General features: G+C 55.0%; 15 protein-coding genes. 6 read left to right on the forward strand and 9 right to left on the reverse strand.

What is annotated here, in order from left to right; translation table 11 throughout:
* The first annotated feature begins 4 nt into the window (after positions 1–4).
* From RJ53_RS03195 to RJ53_RS03215, 5 genes are all read left to right on the forward strand, one after another.
* Positions 5–700, forward strand: a complete 696-nt coding sequence (locus RJ53_RS03195) for a glycosyltransferase (protein ID WP_211530177.1) — start codon at positions 5–7, stop codon at positions 698–700.
* Positions 697–2484 (forward strand): tetratricopeptide repeat protein, encoded by a 1788-nt coding sequence (locus tag RJ53_RS03200; protein ID WP_211530178.1) that lies wholly within the window; start codon positions 697–699, stop codon positions 2482–2484. The genes RJ53_RS03195 and RJ53_RS03200 overlap by 4 nt, the downstream gene beginning before the upstream one ends.
* Complete coding sequence (gene brxD / locus RJ53_RS03205) at positions 2465–3760, forward strand: BREX system ATP-binding protein BrxD (RefSeq protein ID WP_211530179.1); 1296 nt, start codon at positions 2465–2467, stop codon at positions 3758–3760. The genes RJ53_RS03200 and brxD overlap by 20 nt, the downstream gene beginning before the upstream one ends.
* An 11-nt stretch (positions 3761–3771) precedes the next feature.
* Positions 3772–4668 (forward strand): tetratricopeptide repeat protein, encoded by an 897-nt coding sequence (locus RJ53_RS03210; protein ID WP_211530180.1) that lies wholly within the window; start codon positions 3772–3774, stop codon positions 4666–4668.
* Positions 4669–5362: 694 nt separating this feature from the next.
* A complete protein-coding gene (locus RJ53_RS03215) occupies positions 5363–6319 on the forward strand; it encodes an HD domain-containing protein (RefSeq protein ID WP_211530181.1) in 957 nt (318 codons plus the stop codon).
* A 76-nt stretch (positions 6320–6395) separates the two neighbouring features.
* Here the strand turns inward: RJ53_RS03215 and RJ53_RS03220 are convergent, their stop codons facing one another.
* The 3 genes from RJ53_RS03220 to hisD are packed head-to-tail and all read right to left on the reverse strand — an operon-like array spanning position 6396 to position 8165.
* Entirely contained in the window at positions 6396–6632 is a 237-nt protein-coding gene (locus RJ53_RS03220; RefSeq protein ID WP_211530182.1) for a type II toxin-antitoxin system HicA family toxin, read from the reverse strand.
* A 13-nt stretch (positions 6633–6645) separates the two neighbouring features.
* Positions 6646–6861 (reverse strand): type II toxin-antitoxin system HicB family antitoxin, encoded by a 216-nt coding sequence (locus tag RJ53_RS03225; protein WP_211530183.1) that lies wholly within the window; start codon positions 6859–6861, stop codon positions 6646–6648.
* Between the two features lie 53 nt (positions 6862–6914).
* Positions 6915–8165 carry a histidinol dehydrogenase gene (hisD, locus tag RJ53_RS03230; protein WP_211530184.1) on the reverse strand — a complete coding sequence of 417 codons (1251 nt, stop codon included), beginning with the start codon at positions 8163–8165 and terminating at the stop codon, positions 6915–6917.
* A gap of 148 nt (positions 8166–8313) precedes the next feature.
* Between hisD and RJ53_RS03235 the strand changes: the two genes are divergently transcribed.
* Entirely contained in the window at positions 8314–9102 is a 789-nt protein-coding gene (locus RJ53_RS03235) for an MBL fold metallo-hydrolase (RefSeq protein WP_211530185.1), read from the forward strand.
* Between the two features lie 26 nt (positions 9103–9128).
* Here the strand turns inward: RJ53_RS03235 and RJ53_RS03240 are convergent, their stop codons facing one another.
* The 6 genes from RJ53_RS03240 to RJ53_RS03265 are packed head-to-tail and all read right to left on the reverse strand — an operon-like array spanning position 9129 to position 16567.
* Positions 9129–10406, reverse strand: a complete 1278-nt coding sequence (locus tag RJ53_RS03240) for a response regulator (protein WP_211530186.1) — start codon at positions 10404–10406, stop codon at positions 9129–9131.
* 4 nt (positions 10407–10410) lie between these two features.
* The gene (locus RJ53_RS03245) at positions 10411–11433 is read right to left on the reverse strand and encodes a sensor histidine kinase (protein WP_211530187.1); all 1023 of its coding nucleotides are present in this window, start codon (positions 11431–11433) and stop codon (positions 10411–10413) included.
* On the reverse strand, positions 11430–12623 hold the full coding sequence (locus tag RJ53_RS03250; RefSeq protein ID WP_211530188.1) for a hypothetical protein: 1194 nt from the start codon (positions 12621–12623) through the stop codon (positions 11430–11432). Before RJ53_RS03250 ends, RJ53_RS03245 begins: the two co-directional genes overlap by 4 nt.
* A 21-nt stretch (positions 12624–12644) precedes the next feature.
* Positions 12645–14330, reverse strand: coding sequence for an ATP-dependent DNA ligase (locus tag RJ53_RS03255; protein WP_211530189.1), 1686 nt, complete (start codon positions 14328–14330; stop codon positions 12645–12647).
* Between the two features lie 51 nt (positions 14331–14381).
* Positions 14382–15533 carry a hypothetical protein gene (locus RJ53_RS03260; protein WP_211530190.1) on the reverse strand — a complete coding sequence of 384 codons (1152 nt, stop codon included), beginning with the start codon at positions 15531–15533 and terminating at the stop codon, positions 14382–14384.
* Positions 15530–16567 (reverse strand): DUF2117 domain-containing protein, encoded by a 1038-nt coding sequence (locus tag RJ53_RS03265; RefSeq protein ID WP_211530191.1) that lies wholly within the window; start codon positions 16565–16567, stop codon positions 15530–15532. The genes RJ53_RS03260 and RJ53_RS03265 overlap by 4 nt, the downstream gene beginning before the upstream one ends.
* Positions 16568–16784: the final 217 nt, after the last annotated feature.

The raw sequence follows: 16784 nt of genomic DNA on the forward strand, positions 1-16784 counted from the left end.
TTCCATGCCACAGGTTGAAGAGAGGAACTGCAGCCTTATCATTCCTGCATATAACGAAGAGGGGAGGATCCAGGCATTCCTCCGGGATCTCCTGACATTCGAAGGGGAGGTGATCATCGTTGCCGACGGGACGGATAGTACAGCGGATCTCGTCTCTGCATTCATCCGGAGCCATCCTGATCGGAGTATCCACTGCCTCTCGTTTGAGGCCCGTCTTGGAAAGGGTGGTGGTACCATCGCCGGGATGAGGGCTGCAACCCGCCCCTGTATCGGATTCTGCGATGCGGATGGATCCACCTCGGTTGGAGAGATGAAGCGGCTCTTCTCACGGCTCGATGCTGCAGATGGTGTCATCGGATCCCGCTGGGTTGCCGGATCGGTCATCCCGGTTCGTCAGGGTCTTCTTCGGCGATTCCAGAGCAGGCTCTTTAATATGATCATCCGGCTCCTCTTTGGGCTTACCTACTCCGATACACAGTGCGGTGCAAAGGTCTTCCGTGGCGAGGTTCTCGATGAAATTCTGGATGATGTCTCGTCTACCGGGTTTGAGTTTGATGTCGAGCTCCTTTGGAGGGCGAAGATGGCAGGGTATGCCATCATCGAGGAGCCGATTGAATGGAGTGATCGGGGCGGATCGAGTGTCGGGCTGAAAGATGCCCTGCTGATGCTCGTCGGCCTTCTTCGGATCAGGTTTCTATGATGAATGGTGAGAACGATACACTGGAGCGGGCGTTCCATCTCCATGAGGCAGGGATGTTTGAGGAGTCGCTCGCCCTCTGCCAGGAGAGGGGTGATCCCGCATATGATATCCTTGCAGCAGAGAACCTCGCCTCGCTTGGCCGGCTCTCTGAGGCGAAAGCGGCATATCTTGATCTCATCCGGTCGGTTCCGGGATCGGCCCGTCTCCACCGGGGTCTCGCTCGGGTTCTTGAGCTCCAGGGTGATGCATCCGCGTTCAGGGAGTACATGGTGGCGGTCCGGCTCGATCCCGGTGATCGCCCCGCCCTCACCAGGTACGCCGCCCTCCTGACAGAGAGGGGTGATCACCGGGCTGCTATCCCTGTCCTGAAGATTCTTCTTCGGCAGCGGAAGGATCTCGCTGCTCTTCCCCCCCTGATCGCCTCTCTCATCGCCATCGGCGAAGGTGAGGAGGCGATCGCTCTGTACAATCAGTATGGATCCGGGGATGATCACCTCCATCTCTATATCGAGGCGCTCATCGCCTGCGGGCGATATGAGGATGCCGCTGATCTTGCCGGGAAGAGATGGGTCGGGGATAACGATTCACTCCTTCGCCGCCTCTGGCTCTCCTCCCTCTCAAAGATCCGTCCTGATGAGGCCTATACCGGATACCTCAAGGCCATTGAAGACGGGGGAGATCCTGAACTTATCTTTGAAGCGGCCCTCCTTGCGAAACAGCTTGGGTACGTGGATAAGGCAGGAGATCTCCTGCAACAGCTCCTGGCAGATGCCTATGATCCCATCTACCATCTGGCATTCTGTGATCTGCTGGCGCGGAGCGGGTCGATGGAGCGGGCATCAGAGGAGTTCTCCAGACTCGTCTCATCCCAGCTCGGGACGCTCGAAGATCCCGACTCCCTGATCCTGATCATCAGAAAGTATATTTGGTTCCTCCTCTCCCGGATGCCTGAAAAGGAGGCGGTGAAACAGGTGAACGAGCTCCTTGCACCACACCCTGCCTGGTTCTGCCTCATCCCGCTTGGTGAGATGTATGAGCAGCTTGGCGATCATGTTGCTGCACGGGATGCCTGTTACCGGGGATACAGAAGTGACTATATCCGTGGCGGGCTTGCGTATGCCGCATATCTTGCACGTGTCGGCGATGAGCGGGAGAGCGAGAAGGTGATGCTCTATATTCTTTCACACCTCTCAAAGGTGCAGGATCTCGAGATGGTGGCGGGGGCCATCGTCCATGGCGAAGAGAAGCTGTACCGGAAGAGGCGGATCTCTTCGTCCCTTCAGCAACGGCTACTGAAGGAACTCCCTTCGCTGAGTGCGGAAGGCCGGGAGATCCTCGCCGTCACCTCACTCTATGCCGCATCCGGTGCCGTTGATGAAGGGGATTACCAGGCATGCAAGGAACACTGTCTGACCGGCCTTGACGTGATGCCCTGTTATCCCTCCTCGATCAGAATCGAGGATTTCATCCCGCTCCTTGGTTTTGCAAAAGAGCATGCACTGACCGAGGATCCGGTGATGCTCCGGAGAGGCGGGGAGGAGAAGGAAGAGGAGATCCCTCTTGCAGCGCTTCTCCATCTGGATGAGCGGGAGGAGAAGGCGGTTGACTTTATCAGGAAGCATACGGAGACGCATGAGATGGAGCTTCGCACCCTCCTTGGGACACGAAGGGTTGCCGGGATCATCAACGGAATTATCCGGAAAGCAGGAGATGCCGGGCTTTCGATTATAGAACGACGAGGAATGTCAGAACATGGTGAGGTCTATGCCTGGATTGGAACGTGAACGGGAGAGCGATCTGAGGCTTGAGAGTGTCGGGATCATTAATGCCCTCCGCAGAGGGACGGTCCCGGCATCCGGCCTTGAACGGCTTGCTGTTGGAATCGATGCAGAAGAGCGGGCGATCACCGATCAGCTCGACTATGTGGCGACCGGCCGGTCCGATCTGAAGTTCGTCCGGGGCGATTATGGGAGCGGGAAGACCTTCTTCGTCTGCCGGGCTCTTGAGATAGCCCGATCCAGCGGATTTGTCACCTCCCATCTGGTCATCTCCCCTGATACCCCGCTGCATAAGATCGCATCGATGTACAGCGCCATCATCGGCGGTCTCAGGACGGAGAGCGGGGAGCGGGCGCTCAAATCAATCATCGACTCATGGATCTACCGGGTCGAGGAGCGGCTGATCGCGGTCGGTGGAGATGAGGATGAGGAGAAGCTTGAGCAGGATGCATCCGCTGAGATTGAGTCCCTCCTCCTCCGTATCTCCGAAGAGAACAGCGGGCTTGCTGCTGCGGTCAGGACATACTATCATGCGAATAACCGGTGCGATTTCGCCGTTGCCCAGGCGGCCCTCGGCTGGATCGCCGGGGAAGGGACCGTCGGCCGGGCCTTCAAGTCCGAGGCCGGCGTGAAAGGTGCCGTGGATGAGGGGACCGCCCTCCCCTTCCTCCGGGGGATCACCCGAATCATCGTTCAGGCTGGCTACCGGGGCCTCGCGATCGCTATCGATGAGACCGAGACGGCCCAGGGGTCATCCCGTCCCCTCAGGGAGAAGGGATACGTGAATCTCCGGCGGATCGTTGATGCTGTCGACCGGAACGAATCTCCGCATACCTTCTTCCTCTTCACCGGCACTCCGTCCTTCTTCGAAGGGTCAAAGGGGATCCGATCCCTCCCCCCGCTCTATGATCGTCTCCAGACGATCGAGGATGACGGGTTTGCCAATCCCCTCCAGACACAGATCGTCCTCGCACGGTTCGATGAGACGCGGCTTGAGGCGGTGGCAGCAAAGGTTGTTGAGATCTATGGGGAGGCCTATGGGGAGGTTGACCGGAGCCGGGTGAATCTCCGGTTCATCAGGGCGATGATCACCCGGGTCACCTCCCGGTTCGGGGGCAGGGTCGATGTCATCCCCCGGATCTTCCTCCGGGAGTTTGTGGATATCCTGGATAAGGCTGCTCTGCATGAGGAGTATGATCCGATGCAGAAGTACCGGTTCGAGGGGGGATCGGAGAAGGATGTCACGGAGGAGGAGCGGGCGGTGATGGAGGTTGCGTGGTGAGGTGAGCAGCTATGGGATTATTTGACTTCCTCAGAAAAAGCGACTTCAACAAAGGGGTCGAGCTCTCTCTAGCCGGCCGCTATGACGAAGCGCTCGCCTTATTTGACCGCTCCCTTGCCCGCCACCCCGGCCATGCCGATACCTGGCACAACCGTGGTGCTGCACTGAGCAATCTCGGCCGCCATACCGAAGCGATCGAGTCCTATGATATGGCATTGACGCTTGAGCCCGGCCATTGTCCGGCATGGATCAACCGGGGCAATTCCCTTGAGGCGGTCGGCCGGTACGAGGAGGCGCTTGAGTCCTATGACCGGGCACTGGCGATTAATCCGAAGCATGCCGGTGCCTGGAATGACCGTGGACTGGCACTCGGTGCTCTTGGACGGTATGACGAGGCCCTGGACGCCTTTGATCAGGCGGTCCATCATGATGCCGGGTTTGCCCTCGGATGGACCAACCGGGGCCATGCCCTTGAGGTACTGGGGCGGCATGAGGAGGCGCTCGACTCGTATGATCGGGCACTGGCAATCGAGACCCGGTATGTGGATGCATGGTCTCTCCGTGGAGCACTCCTCTATGCCCTCGGCAGATATGAGGAGGCGGTTGAATCATGCGATCGGGCGATTGCGATCTACCCGGAGTTCTGCCATGCATGGTACGTCCGGGGCTCTGCCCTCGATGCCCTTGGGAAGCATGCGGAAGCTATCGAATCATGGAAGAAGGTGATCACCTTTGATACAGCAGCCCGGTTTCAATGGTACTACCGGGGGCTGGCGCTCGCCCGGCTTGGGCGGTATGCCGAGGCGGGTGAGGCCTATGCAAAGGCACGTGAGAGCCCACGGCTCTGCATTCTTGATCCCGGTGATGAGGAGATCCGGGAGCCACGGGAGAGGATGGATTCTCCGTAGATGGGTGAGGGAGCTGATCTGATCCGGGCCTGCCTGGTGACCCGGTCGGATCCCGCCGTCGTGAGAACCTTTCATGCTTTTTCAGTATATTCGAGAATGAAAAGTAAAAGAAGGGATATAATCTGACGTTTCCCGGCTTCGGGTCGTGAAAGAAGGGCAGAAAAAATCCAGATGGGGACCTTCTCCGATGACCGTTCTTTACTGGTGATATACTCTTTATAACGAACCTTTTCAATAGCAAAGAACGGTTGTTTGCGATACAGTTAATGATCTTTCAAACTTCCCTCAGGATCTAAGGGGATATATTCACCATTATTGTCAATCCCGGCTATCCTCTTCCATTCAAGGAAGGCTTGCTCTCGTCAAATCATCTCTGCAATCAAATCGTCAAAACTCTGGCCCGGCTTTTTCAGATTATGAAGACCCCGCCAAGCTGATTCTTTCACTGGAGTTCATTACATTGAGGTAATTTCAGGGTCAGGATTACTGGATGACATGGAGGACTATCTGAGCATAGAAGCTATACATGTGTATATACCGTTCATAAGAATCCTGATTGCCATACTATCCACTACAATCTCAAAGGGTAATTTCGATGAAACAATCTGCCCGCTCCCTACCGATACACAAAATACGTCTCAACGACCAGATCCTCATACAATTGTCAGAACCACAAGCCCTACCAGGTGACCCTATGAAGAAGACCCAGTATATAACAGATATCAGTGATGGAAGGCCGGTTGACACTCTCTTCCTCCTTGAGAGCATTGAAGAGAAGAAGAAGCGGCAGGACGGGAAGTATCTCCATGCCATCCTCTCGGACAGGACCGGGAAGATACCATGCAAGATCTGGGGGATTGCATCCCAGACCACAGAAGAGATCGAGATGCTCGGCCGGAGCCTTCAGCCGGGAGAGGTCTACCGGATCAGGGGGGGTGCGAAGGTCTACAATGGCGACTGCGAGGTGAATGTCAATGAGGGTGTGATGGACCTCGCCGCCCCGGTTGCCATCCCGGCATCTGAGAAGGGGGAGTACATCTATTCGCCGGTGGATATCAAAGAGACGGCTAAAGAGATCCAGAACCTCGCAGCAACAATAAAAAACGGCCAGCTAAAACTGATCGTCTCTCTCGCCCTGATGGACGTGGGCGGATTCTATGAGAAGCCTGCCGCCAAGAAACGCCACCATGATTATGCAGGAGGACTTGCTGAACATACCCTCGAGACCGCTAAGATAGCGGTTGCCATGGTTGATGCGCAGAAGAGCTTCAAACTTGATCGTGACCTGGTCATCGCCGGAGCCCTCCTCCATGATATCGGCAAGGCACTCTCATTTGAAGAGAAAGGTATCGGGTTTGCCGCCCGCCCCGAGTACGATCTCATCGGCCACATCCCGCTTGGGATCACCTTCCTGGAGAGGTTCAGGGACTACTGTGATGAGGCAATCTTCCTTCATCTTCTCCATATCGTCCAGTCACATCATGGCGACCACGGCGATGTGGCGCCACGGACATCGGAAGCCTGGGCGGTGCACCTCGCTGATATCTCGAGTGCAACACTCCGTGAGACCGCAGATGATATCGCAGGGCTTGCCCGGGGCGAAGGAAAGTGGCGGGGAGAGAAGGGTGGGAGGCCGGTGTATAGGATATAGGATTATTTCCCTTCCACAAATTCTCTATTGGAAGGCATGTGAGTAGATTTATGATCCTGCCTGTTATCTCATGTACTCACGAGATCTCATATCTTTTCAAAAAAACATCTCTTGGAATACCTGCCTGAGTACAGATACTTCGAAGGGTCGATGATTTAATATGAGGATGATTTGGGATAGTCATTGGAGTGATCGATCCATCAGCATTTTTCCTGGCAAGAGAGATGTGATTGCCGGTCATGATGACCAGAAAGTCAAGAGATTCCAATGTTTTCAGTACTTTTTTCAGAGGTGCATCATGTGGAAACTTCATCGATATGGCCTCATTATACAGCTATTTCTGCGACGAATGTTTCCATGATATCGTTATTTTCGAATGCCTCCGGACCAAATGATTCTATATGAAAGTGTATAGCAGAACGTATCCCGGCAAGTGCTTCTTCGTATGTGTCACCTTCAGCGATAACAACTCCTTTTAAACCAATGGGATAGGCGATATACCCATCCGGATGTTTTTCAATAATAATTTTTATTCTTTCCATAACTACACCCACTATACCTCTTGATGGCTCTCCTTCATATGCATTCCTGCTGCCTAGCCCCGCCGCCTCACCCGCACCGACTCCGCATGTGCCGCAAGCCCCTCGGCCTCTGCGAGAGCCTCCACCACATCCCCGATTGCGTCAAGCCCCTCCTCGGTGAGGATCTGGACCTGTGACCGGGTGCAGAAGTGGTGGACATCAAGGCCGGAATAAACAGAGGCATACCCTGCCGTCGGAAGCACATGGTTTGTACCGGATGCATAATCCCCGCAGGCGACCGGCGTATACGGCCCGACAAAGATCGATCCCGCATGCCCGACCTCTTGTAAGAGTGCCATCGGGTCGGCGACCTGGAGCGAAAGGTGCTCAGGCGCAATCGCATCCATCACCCGGATCGCCTCGGCACGATTCGAGGCGATCACGTACCCGGAATGGGCAAGTGCCTTCTCGATGATCTCCTTTCTTGGTGCTGATGCCAGCATCCGTTCAATCTCTCTCCCAACCCTGTCGGCAAGCCCTGCATCTGTTGTGACCAGAACGCTTGCCGAATGGGGATCATGCTCGGCCTGGGCGAGGACATCGGCCGCGATATAGGAGGGATCAGCCGTCATATCCGCGATGATCCCGATCTCAGACGGCCCGGCCGGGAAGTCGATCTCAGCCTCACCCCGGAGGAGCATCTTCGCCGCCGTCACATAGACATTGCCTGGCCCGACGATCTTTGCCACTTTTCCAATCGTCTCTGTCCCGATAGCCATCGCCGCAATCGCCTGTGCCCCGCCGACACGATACCCCTCATTCACCCCGGCGATATCCATCGCAACAAGGGTAAGGGGATCGCCGGGCGGTGGGGTGCAGATACAGATCTCAGGCACACCTGCAACCCGTGCAGGAACGGCCGTCATCAGGACGGTCGATGGATACGCCGCCCTCCCGCCTGGCACATAACAGCCGACCCGGTCAAGCGGGCGTGTCCTGACACCAAGGGTTACCCCCGGCTCAATCTCTTCGAGCCAGAGGGAACGTGACTTCTGGAGTTCATGGAAATGCGTGATCCTGGCCTCTGCCTCGCAGAGCGCTTCGATGAGGCGGTCGTCCACCTCATCATATGCCTCTTCGATCTCTTCGGGCAGAATGACCGGTGAGCCACCCTCGAATCCGTCAAACCGCCTTGAGAGCTCAATAAGCCCGGCATCCCCGTCTCTTCGGACAGTATCGATGATCTCCCGGACTGATCCCAGCACACCGGAGATATCACCCCGGCGCCTCTCTCTCCAGCCCCTGGTATCAAGTGGCTTCCACATAATCACTCATGTACCGGGAGATCCATTGAATCTTTCCAGAGATGCATGGATCAGGCTCCATACAAAGAGGTGGTGGCAGAGGGATCACCCGACTGCCAATGCCTGGTGGATGACTGTTATCTGGATGTGGAGACAATGAGTACACCAGATGGAATGCACAGTCCTTGCAAGCGGCAGCACCGGTAACTGCATCTATATCAGCAATGGAAGGAGTGCCCTCATCATTGATGCGGGGCTCTCAAAGAAGGAGATGCTTGCCAGGATCGAGGCATCAGGAGGGGATCCCGGCCTGGTGGATGCCATTCTCCTCACTCACGAACATACCGACCATGTCCGGGGAGCTGACGCACTTGCACGATCCCTTGGTCTCCCGCTCATCGGAACAGGGGGGACACTGACTGCCTTCCGGTCCACACGACAGGCTATCAAGAAGCCGCCGGAACAGACCTGCTGTAAAAAGGGGGTCACATTCACTACCGGCGACTTTGAGGTGACCCCGTTTGCCGTATCGCATGATGCCGCCGAGCCCTGTGGCTATGCGGTCAAATCAGATGGCCTCCTCCTCTCAATCATGACAGATACCGGTATCATCACCACCGAGATGATGGAGATCCTCGCCCGGAGTGACGGGATCGTTTTAGAATCGAATCACTGCCCGGATATGCTCTCCACCGGCCCGTACCCTGAGTACCTGAAACGGAGAATACGCAGCCGTACCGGGCATCTCTCAAACACAATGGCAGCAGAATGCCTCAGGGATCTCCATGGATCACTCCATACCGTCATCCTTTCCCACTTAAGCGAGGTGAATAATACTCCGGCCCGGGCCTTTGCATCCTCGCAGGAGGCACTCGGCCTTGATATGAGTTACATCGATCTCTATGTGGCATCACCGGATATCGACTGCTCCTGCCTCTCGCAGACAATAAAAATATAAAAGGAATGGTGCTGGAATCAGCAGGATCAGGAGATTCTTCGGATCGCTATTGTGGCACCGATTATCTCCATCCCATGATCACGGATCGGCTCTGCCTTCAGCGTTACCAGATTCTTTCCACCCGATCTGCTGACAAGGTACCAGTCTTCATCGAGCATCCGGATGGTGCCGCTCTCAAGGACAGAGTCCAAGGGGAGCTGGCAGATATCTCCGGCCGACGACTCGAGAAGCAGGACGGATGAGACCGGGAGGTCGGCGGCATCTTCCTGTATCCATCCCGTCATCTCCTCCGCGATGCGGTTGATCAGGACGATATTCTGTTCCCTGTCGATGCTGATCACCCCTTCAGCAGCCGGGAGGAGGGTGATGTCAAGATCCGCAATCTCAGAGAGGAGGGTCTCCTCAACCCATCTCTGCTCGGTCATATCGATATAATGGAGCATCTGTTCAAGCTTTTCATTAGCCTTCCGGAGCTCGCTTGTCCTCTCAGCGACCAGCTCCTCAAGATGCTCACGATGGCGCTCAAGCTCCTCCTCGGCATGGATACGATCGGTGATGTCACGGAAGATGAGAACGGTTCCAAAGAGGCTCCCCCGATCATCACGGATAGGTGCTGCCGTGTACTCGACATACCGGCGTTTACCATCCCGGGAGGTGAGGGTCATCGTCTCCTCTGATATGATCGTCTTCTGATCGATCAGGGCACGAAGGACGGGATCGGGTGCATGATGGCCGGTATCGCCGATCTCAATCTGGAATATCTTCGATGATGGCTTCCCGATCGCATCCTTATCAGTGATTCCGGTCAGCCCGACTGCAACAGGATTCATGAATTTGATCATCGCATCCGTGTCGGTAGCGATGATCCCCTCTCCCATGCTTCGTATCATCGTTGAGATCCAGCGTTCACTCTCACGGAGTTTCTTCTCCATCGAGGCTTTATAGAGGGCGATCTCGATCACCGTCAGGACATCCCTCTCTTCAAATGGCTTGAGGATATACCCAAAGGGCTCTGTCACCTTTGCCCGGCCGATCGTCTTCTCATCTGCATAGGCGGTCAGGTAGATGACCGGTATCTCCATCTCCTGCCTGATGATCCCGGCTGCCGTGATCCCGTCCATCTCCCCTTTCAGGACGATGTCCATCATCACAAGGTCAGGCTTATGCTGGGCAACCTTCTCAACTGCATCCTCACCATAGCTTGAGATGCCGAGGACATCATATCCAAGCGCCTGAAGACGGATTTTTAAGTCCATCGCAACGATGGCTTCATCTTCAACTATCCATACCCGTGTTGCTGCCATTCCTTTACCTCCGCTCTTTATATTGTAATGCCTGGAAGTTTATCTTAAATTCGGTTCCATGATCCCTCTTCAATGCGACCTTTCCATCAAGTTGTGAGACGAGGGATGATACCAGCATGAGCCCGAGGGAATCACTCTGATCGAGGTCAAATCCTTCCGGCAGTCCGATGCCGTCATCTCCGATGATCAATGAATAGCCTGCATCATCATTTGCAGAGAGCATGATCCATATCGCCCCCTCCCTCCCATCCGGAAAGGCATGCCTGAGTGCATTTGAGATCAGCTCATTGAGGATCAGTCCAAGCGGGATCGAGGTGTCCGGGTTGAGGTGAATCGGTGGAACCTCGTACCTGATGCAGACACGCTTCGCAAATGAACTGTACTCTCTCAGCAGGCTCTGGGTGATCCGGGTTGTATACTCGGCAAAGTCGATCTTCCCGATATCTTTTGATCGATAGAGATGCTCATAGACATAGCCAAGTGCCCGCACCCGGTTCTGGCTGTCTGTCATATATCCGAGAACTGTCGGATCATGAACAAACTGGGCCTGGAGATGAAGAAGGCTTGAGATCACCTGGAGATTATTCTTGACCCGGTGGTGAACCTCACGGAGAAGGACCTCCTTCTCGGCGAGTGCATCTTTGAGTCTCATCTCCGTCTCCTTTGTACCAGATACACCTGATACCGAGATGAGGAAATACTCCTCCCCCTGGAGAATGATCTGGCGGGGTTGCAGCAGCAGCTCGTCCTCACCGTTCGCCAGTCCGGAAAACTGCTGGATCAATCCTTCTCTCCCCACCATGACGCCGTTTCTGATCCGTTGTGCCAGCATACCGTTTGTTGAGGCGTGATCTCCGGAGATCTGCAACAGGGACGAGAGTGGGATATGAAGCCCGACCCCTTCATCCACTCCGGTGATCGAAGCGAGCTCCCTGTTGAGTGCCACGACTTCATCCCCCTGTCTCTTCATGATGAACATCGCCTGAGGTGATTGCAGGAATGATTCGATAAAAATCTCGTTATTCATGTTTCTCCTATCTGTAGCACCGTCATTGCAAACCTGTCGACAACCGAGATGAGAGCCTGGGATCCCCTCCTCTCCCTTATCGGATCGTGCGAGAAGATATCTGCTTCAAGATATGTCAGGGACTCCATCAGATAGTCAAGTTTGGGATAATACTCATAAAAGAGTTTGCGTTTTGCGATTACATCTCTTTCATTCCCTAAAATGACCTCAAATGCATAATCGAGGAGGTGGAGGAGATGGGGGGGGAGTCCACGGATGATCGCCAGTTTCCTGAACCGATAGTACATCTGGATCTTTTTTGTTGCAAGTGATATCCTGAGTCCATAATAAATCGGCTCCGCATTATCAGGCATCACCCGTATCATCGTCCTGAGGATGAGTGCCGCCGTCTCGATCGATTCATTCCTCAGTGCATCATACAATGCCACCCGCAAAAACCTGATATCCTCTGGAAAATCCCTCATGGCATCCCTGATGATCTCATCATGCCGTCTTTGATCTCCCTCCCGATCAGCCACCGCAAGGGCGATCCAGACGAACCAGGATTCATGAGGAAACCATCTCCTCGCCTCTTCATACACCTCGTGGAAGATACGAAAAAGAAGGTCTCTCTCCGCCTCATTCAGAAGAGGATGCATCGTGAGAGGTGGGCGTCTGTGTGCCATCTCCATCAGCTGCTCCCGTGCATTGAGGATCATATCTGATGGCCGGGGATCCGGTTCCCCGGGAGATTGAATCTTTGAACTCTTCAGATCAATGCGGATATAGCAGTAGGCACGTGCCGATCCGATCAGAGGATCCTGCGCCTGATATTTCTTCAGGAGTACCAGGCCCCGCTCGTAATTACCCTGCAGAATACGGTACAATCCTGAGACGAGATCGAGAGCTCCCCGTCCCCCTCCCTTCTTTATTTGTGCGAGGGCTGTTCCAAGCTCTTCGTTATACGAGGCATCGTTCTTCAGCGGACTTCTCCGGAAGATATGACAGGCGACCCCATCCATGAAGAGGTTATACTCAGGCTCAGAAAGTCGGGGGGCTGTCTGGTTCACTGTAGACTGGACATGGGCAAAGAATGCAGGGAGCGACCTGTCTATTGAATTGATATTCTTTTCAATATACTCAGAGAGGCGATCTCCCAGCTGTTTCAGATGATCCTGTGTGTATGTATCTGAAACAATCACATCTTCCATACAGAAGAAGGTTCAACACTCTTATATTAATGTATTCTTTCGAGGAGGGCTCTGATCACCGTTTCGCTCACCAGCGAGACGATATCGCCCGATGATTGAGGAGAGTGACTCGATCTCGTCCATCCGCTTATCATCCCGGATACGGACAAATCTTGGGAACCTGAGTGCATATCCGGACGCATAGTTCGGGCTCTTCTGGATCTCTGAGTAGCCTATCTCAAAGATGATTCCCGGCTCAAAGGTGACCTCCTTTCCAGATTCGCTGATGACACGATCCTTGAAGAGATCGTAGAGGATGCCCAGTGTCTCATCATTGATGCCGGTTGCTACCCTGCTCACCGGAAGGAGGTGGTCCTGGTCATCCCGGCATGCAAGGAGGAACGATCCGAAGTGACGGGCTCTTCGCCCCTCGCCCCATTCACCTCCGATCACGGCGAGATCCATCGTCTCAACCTCAGGTTTGCATTTGATCCAGTGCTTCCCCCGGTTCCCTGGAATATAGGGGGATGCCGGAACCTTCAGCATAATCCCCTCATGGCCTTCATCGAGTGCGGCATGGTAGAATGCCAGCAGCTCTTCCTCATCTGATGATCGAATCTGTGGTGCAACCGATCCGGTGACGGATTCCTCAAGGATCAGCCGTCGCTCGGTGAGGGGGAGATCGATGAGGCTCCTGCCATCCTTATAGAGGATATCAAAGACGAGGGGGATCATCTCGATCTCACCGACATGCCCCGCCACATCATGTTTCCTCCGGATCCGCCGGAGAACTGTCTGAAACGGCATGGGACGGCCGTCTTTGATGGCGATCACCTCGCCATCGAGGATAAGATCCCCGGAACAGACGGCGTTGAGCTTCTCAGCAACATCAGGGAGTGCATCGGTGAGATCCTCAAGCCTCCGGGAGTAGATGATCGTCCGATCGTCAGATCGGTGAAACTGGAACCTGCTGCCATCATATTTGAACTCGGCCGCTACCTCGCGGGAGCCTGTGATCATATCCTGGATCGTTCCGGCCTGGGCAAGCATCACTTTCACCGGCCTGAAGAGCTCAATGTTCACCTTCTCCAGGGCACCGGGATCTGATTTCGCAAGACGTGCCACCTCACCGAGATCGTTGATCACCTGGTGTGCACGATCAACGAGGGGCGGGTTCACCCCGAAGGCACGGGCGATGGCATCCCGCACATTCCCTTCCCCCACACCTATTCGCAGCTCCTCAAGCATCAGACGGGTGAGATATCGCCCGTCAAGCGGTGAGGCATTTGAGAAGAGGAGTTGAATATTCCGTTGCTTCTCCCTCTGTGACTTTGCCCCGCCGGTATCTGCCATCCGTTCAAATGTCACGTACACCTCTGCAAGTGTCAGCTCCTCACCCGGGAAGAGGCGTGCCTGCTGGGTCTTCTCCCTGAGGAGAAATAATTCAACCGCTTTTCCTGCATCCCCTGTCTTGTTGACAAGCATGACGATATCAGAGCGCTTCTTTCCCCCCACATACGCGACTGCATCATAGAGGAGGTTTGGACCGATACCGAGGTTGGTCGGGCTCCAGTCAGGGAAGATGAGGCCCCGGATGAACCGGACAAAGATCGGGAGATCCTCCTCATCAAGGTCAGGGAGAACTCCTGCAATGAGGTCGATCATCTCAAGCCGGCCGGAGAGCTGCTCAATTCTCTCACACCAGAGGGCAAATTCAGAAAACAGCATAGACGTGGTTATACCTCTTCTCAGGAATGAATGAAGGTATGGATCTGGCTCTCAGAAGAAGTCGGCGAATGTCCTCTGGACCCTTACATCCCGGATAAGATCCGACTGGTGCCGCCAGAATGATGATCCAAGAAGACTGGTGATCATCTCTTCAGCCTGGGGGAGATCCAAAGAGACAATCCCCCCGGATCGCATCGCCTGCCGTGCCGCTTCCCGGATGACCCAGGTTCCAAGTGGTGCCCAGTACTCACCTGAGATGTCACGGATGACGAGGGCACGGGCGCATCTCCCGACCTGGGCAAGATGCTCAAGGACAGCGAGGCGGGCTGAATAGTATGCCCCTGCAATCGGTGAATATCCCCTCTTCTTCCTCCCCTCGCCATCCACCACCACGACATCCCCGGTATCTCCCCAGAGGGACTGCTTCTGCCACCGCTCTATCATCTCGAACCGGAAGTCGGGTGACGGAATGAGGAGGATGACGAGATGGTTTCCATGCAGAAGAGATGAGTATATCATGATATCACCAAGCGGGGGGAGGCGTTCCACCTGCTTTCTGAGCTGGAGTGAGACCATATCGTCCACAGCGGTGATCGCCCAGCGTGTCGGTACAAACCGCCGTTTCGATCCGAGGAGGCCTGCTGTCAGCAGGTCGGTGATCCGATAGACATCGATCCCCTCCTGATGAAGCGCCGAAACCGCCTCGGTTGCAAGGATATCGGTATCGGATGTATACCGATCGACCGCCGGTTCGATGACTGCGTTATCGATGATATCGACCTTCTTCAGCTGGCCTGAGAGGCCGATGGGTGCGATGGTCCCGTCAAAGGAGAGGCCGAACTGGACCGGTTTTACAAAGGTCGCCTCCACATCCAGAGGTCGGCGGGAGAGGGCGACCTCCTGCGACTTCTCAAGGACTGAGCCGATGGGTTGTGTTCCCCGGATGGTTCGTGACCGGATCGCGACGATATCATCTATCGAGAGATTCCCTGTAATCCAGTCGGTCGGTACATCGGGTTCACGGAGGAGGAGCGGGCCACCAACGACCTTGGGGTAACCCCCGCTCCCGATAAAGACGGAAGGGGCAGGGCCCATATATTCGGAGACCGGTTTCTCATTCGTCTGTGCATAGAAGCGCTGCATGATCGGGCACTTTGGAAGTCCGCAGAGCCCCTTCCCCTTGCATTCTGCACAACGCTTCACCGCAGATCCCTCACGATCCGGATAGTGCCGGAATATGTACGCAGGATATCTCTTACCAGCCGGTCCCAACAGAACTCTGCATCCTGGGGGATCGAGGCTGCAATCTCCCGCCCGAGATCATCATCAGTTCCGCAGATGACATGGGTCACAACTGAGCCGGGGGCATAGGTCTCAGGAACGATCCCGTCGGCATCCCCATCGGTGATCCCAAATACCGGAACCCCCTGGACAGCCCCGATATGGCCACATACAGCGGTTGTGTCATCGCCGATGGTGATGATACCGGCGAGATTCGGCGTGATGATCCGGTAGATATCGAGTGCTGCATGATCGATGATGGCGATCTTTCCGCATACAGGTGCCCTCCGGGCCGGGGTCTCCGGAAGGGATGAACGAATCTGGCCGCTTTTGCACCATGCACGGTCGAGCGGGGGGCATCCGATGGCAATCAGCTTCTCCATTCCATGCGGCTTGACCCGGATGCCTGATATCGGATTGAGGGTGCCATTATCACGGGAGAGGATCACTTCTCCGGCGGTGGCATACCCGATAGTGATCCCTTCCACACAGACCGGCTCACCTGGGAGACAGCCATGGATCGTCCGTATCTCCGGAGTGTTTCGGCAGGATGATGATACTTCGACAACCGGACAGCCGATCCGTTCTGCGACATATTCAGCAAGCTCCCTGTCTCCTTCATTCCAGAGATAACAGGTCTGATCCGAGCATTCAATATGCACAAGCCCCCTCCCGCCTGTGATCCTGCCGGCGACGATCTCACCAAACCATCGCCCTGACTCCGGGGTCTTCCCCCTGTTCACCAGAATACTATCTCCTGTCATCTTGTTGATGACAAACGATGGAGGGAGATCAGCAGGTGTGATAGCAAGACCACTCTCTGCGGCGGCAGTTCTCCCCATCACTCCTGCAACGATCAGGTGATCCGGAGCAAGAATTCTGTTGATCCTTGCGGCATCCCCTTCATCGAAGACAGACGGGCCATGGAATATGCAGGTGAGGGGTCGGGATCGCATCTGATCATTGTATGGTGATTCTCCGGGATAGTATTGTGGATTGATAACACCTGATAAACAAAAAGTATTAATAAATAAAACACTTATATAAAAATTGTCCAAGAAGGACACACCATCCAGACCGGGCGCGCCACAATCCGGCACGTCCTCCACCTTAGCACCTGGGATGCTGCCACCCGTCTTTCTTCAGGTGGCAGATCATCACCTCATCCCTGTC

It is taken from the genome of Methanocalculus chunghsingensis (assembly GCF_018132105.1).
Classification (GTDB): domain Archaea; phylum Halobacteriota; class Methanomicrobia; order Methanomicrobiales; family Methanocorpusculaceae; genus Methanocalculus; species Methanocalculus chunghsingensis.

Coding starts and splice junctions, on each gene's coding strand:
- RJ53_RS03210 (WP_211530180.1), top strand. CDS start 3,772: ATGGGATTATTTGACTTCCTCAGAAAAAGCGACTTCAACAAAGGGGTC.
- RJ53_RS03215 (WP_211530181.1), top strand. CDS start 5,363: ATGAAGAAGACCCAGTATATAACAGATATCAGTGATGGAAGGCCGGTT.
- brxD (WP_211530179.1), top strand. CDS start 2,465: ATGCCTGGATTGGAACGTGAACGGGAGAGCGATCTGAGGCTTGAGAGT.
- RJ53_RS03235 (WP_211530185.1), top strand. CDS start 8,314: ATGGAATGCACAGTCCTTGCAAGCGGCAGCACCGGTAACTGCATCTAT.
- RJ53_RS03220 (WP_211530182.1), bottom strand. CDS start 6,632: ATGAAGTTTCCACATGATGCACCTCTGAAAAAAGTACTGAAAACATTG.
- RJ53_RS03245 (WP_211530187.1), bottom strand. CDS start 11,433: ATGAATAACGAGATTTTTATCGAATCATTCCTGCAATCACCTCAGGCG.
- RJ53_RS03225 (WP_211530183.1), bottom strand. CDS start 6,861: ATGGAAAGAATAAAAATTATTATTGAAAAACATCCGGATGGGTATATC.
- RJ53_RS03240 (WP_211530186.1), bottom strand. CDS start 10,406: ATGGCAGCAACACGGGTATGGATAGTTGAAGATGAAGCCATCGTTGCG.
- RJ53_RS03250 (WP_211530188.1), bottom strand. CDS start 12,623: ATGGAAGATGTGATTGTTTCAGATACATACACACAGGATCATCTGAAA.
- hisD (WP_211530184.1), bottom strand. CDS start 8,165: ATGTGGAAGCCACTTGATACCAGGGGCTGGAGAGAGAGGCGCCGGGGT.
- RJ53_RS03255 (WP_211530189.1), bottom strand. CDS start 14,330: ATGCTGTTTTCTGAATTTGCCCTCTGGTGTGAGAGAATTGAGCAGCTC.
- RJ53_RS03200 (WP_211530178.1), top strand. CDS start 697: ATGATGAATGGTGAGAACGATACACTGGAGCGGGCGTTCCATCTCCAT.
- RJ53_RS03195 (WP_211530177.1), top strand. CDS start 5: ATGCCACAGGTTGAAGAGAGGAACTGCAGCCTTATCATTCCTGCATAT.
- RJ53_RS03265 (WP_211530191.1), bottom strand. CDS start 16,567: ATGCGATCCCGACCCCTCACCTGCATATTCCATGGCCCGTCTGTCTTC.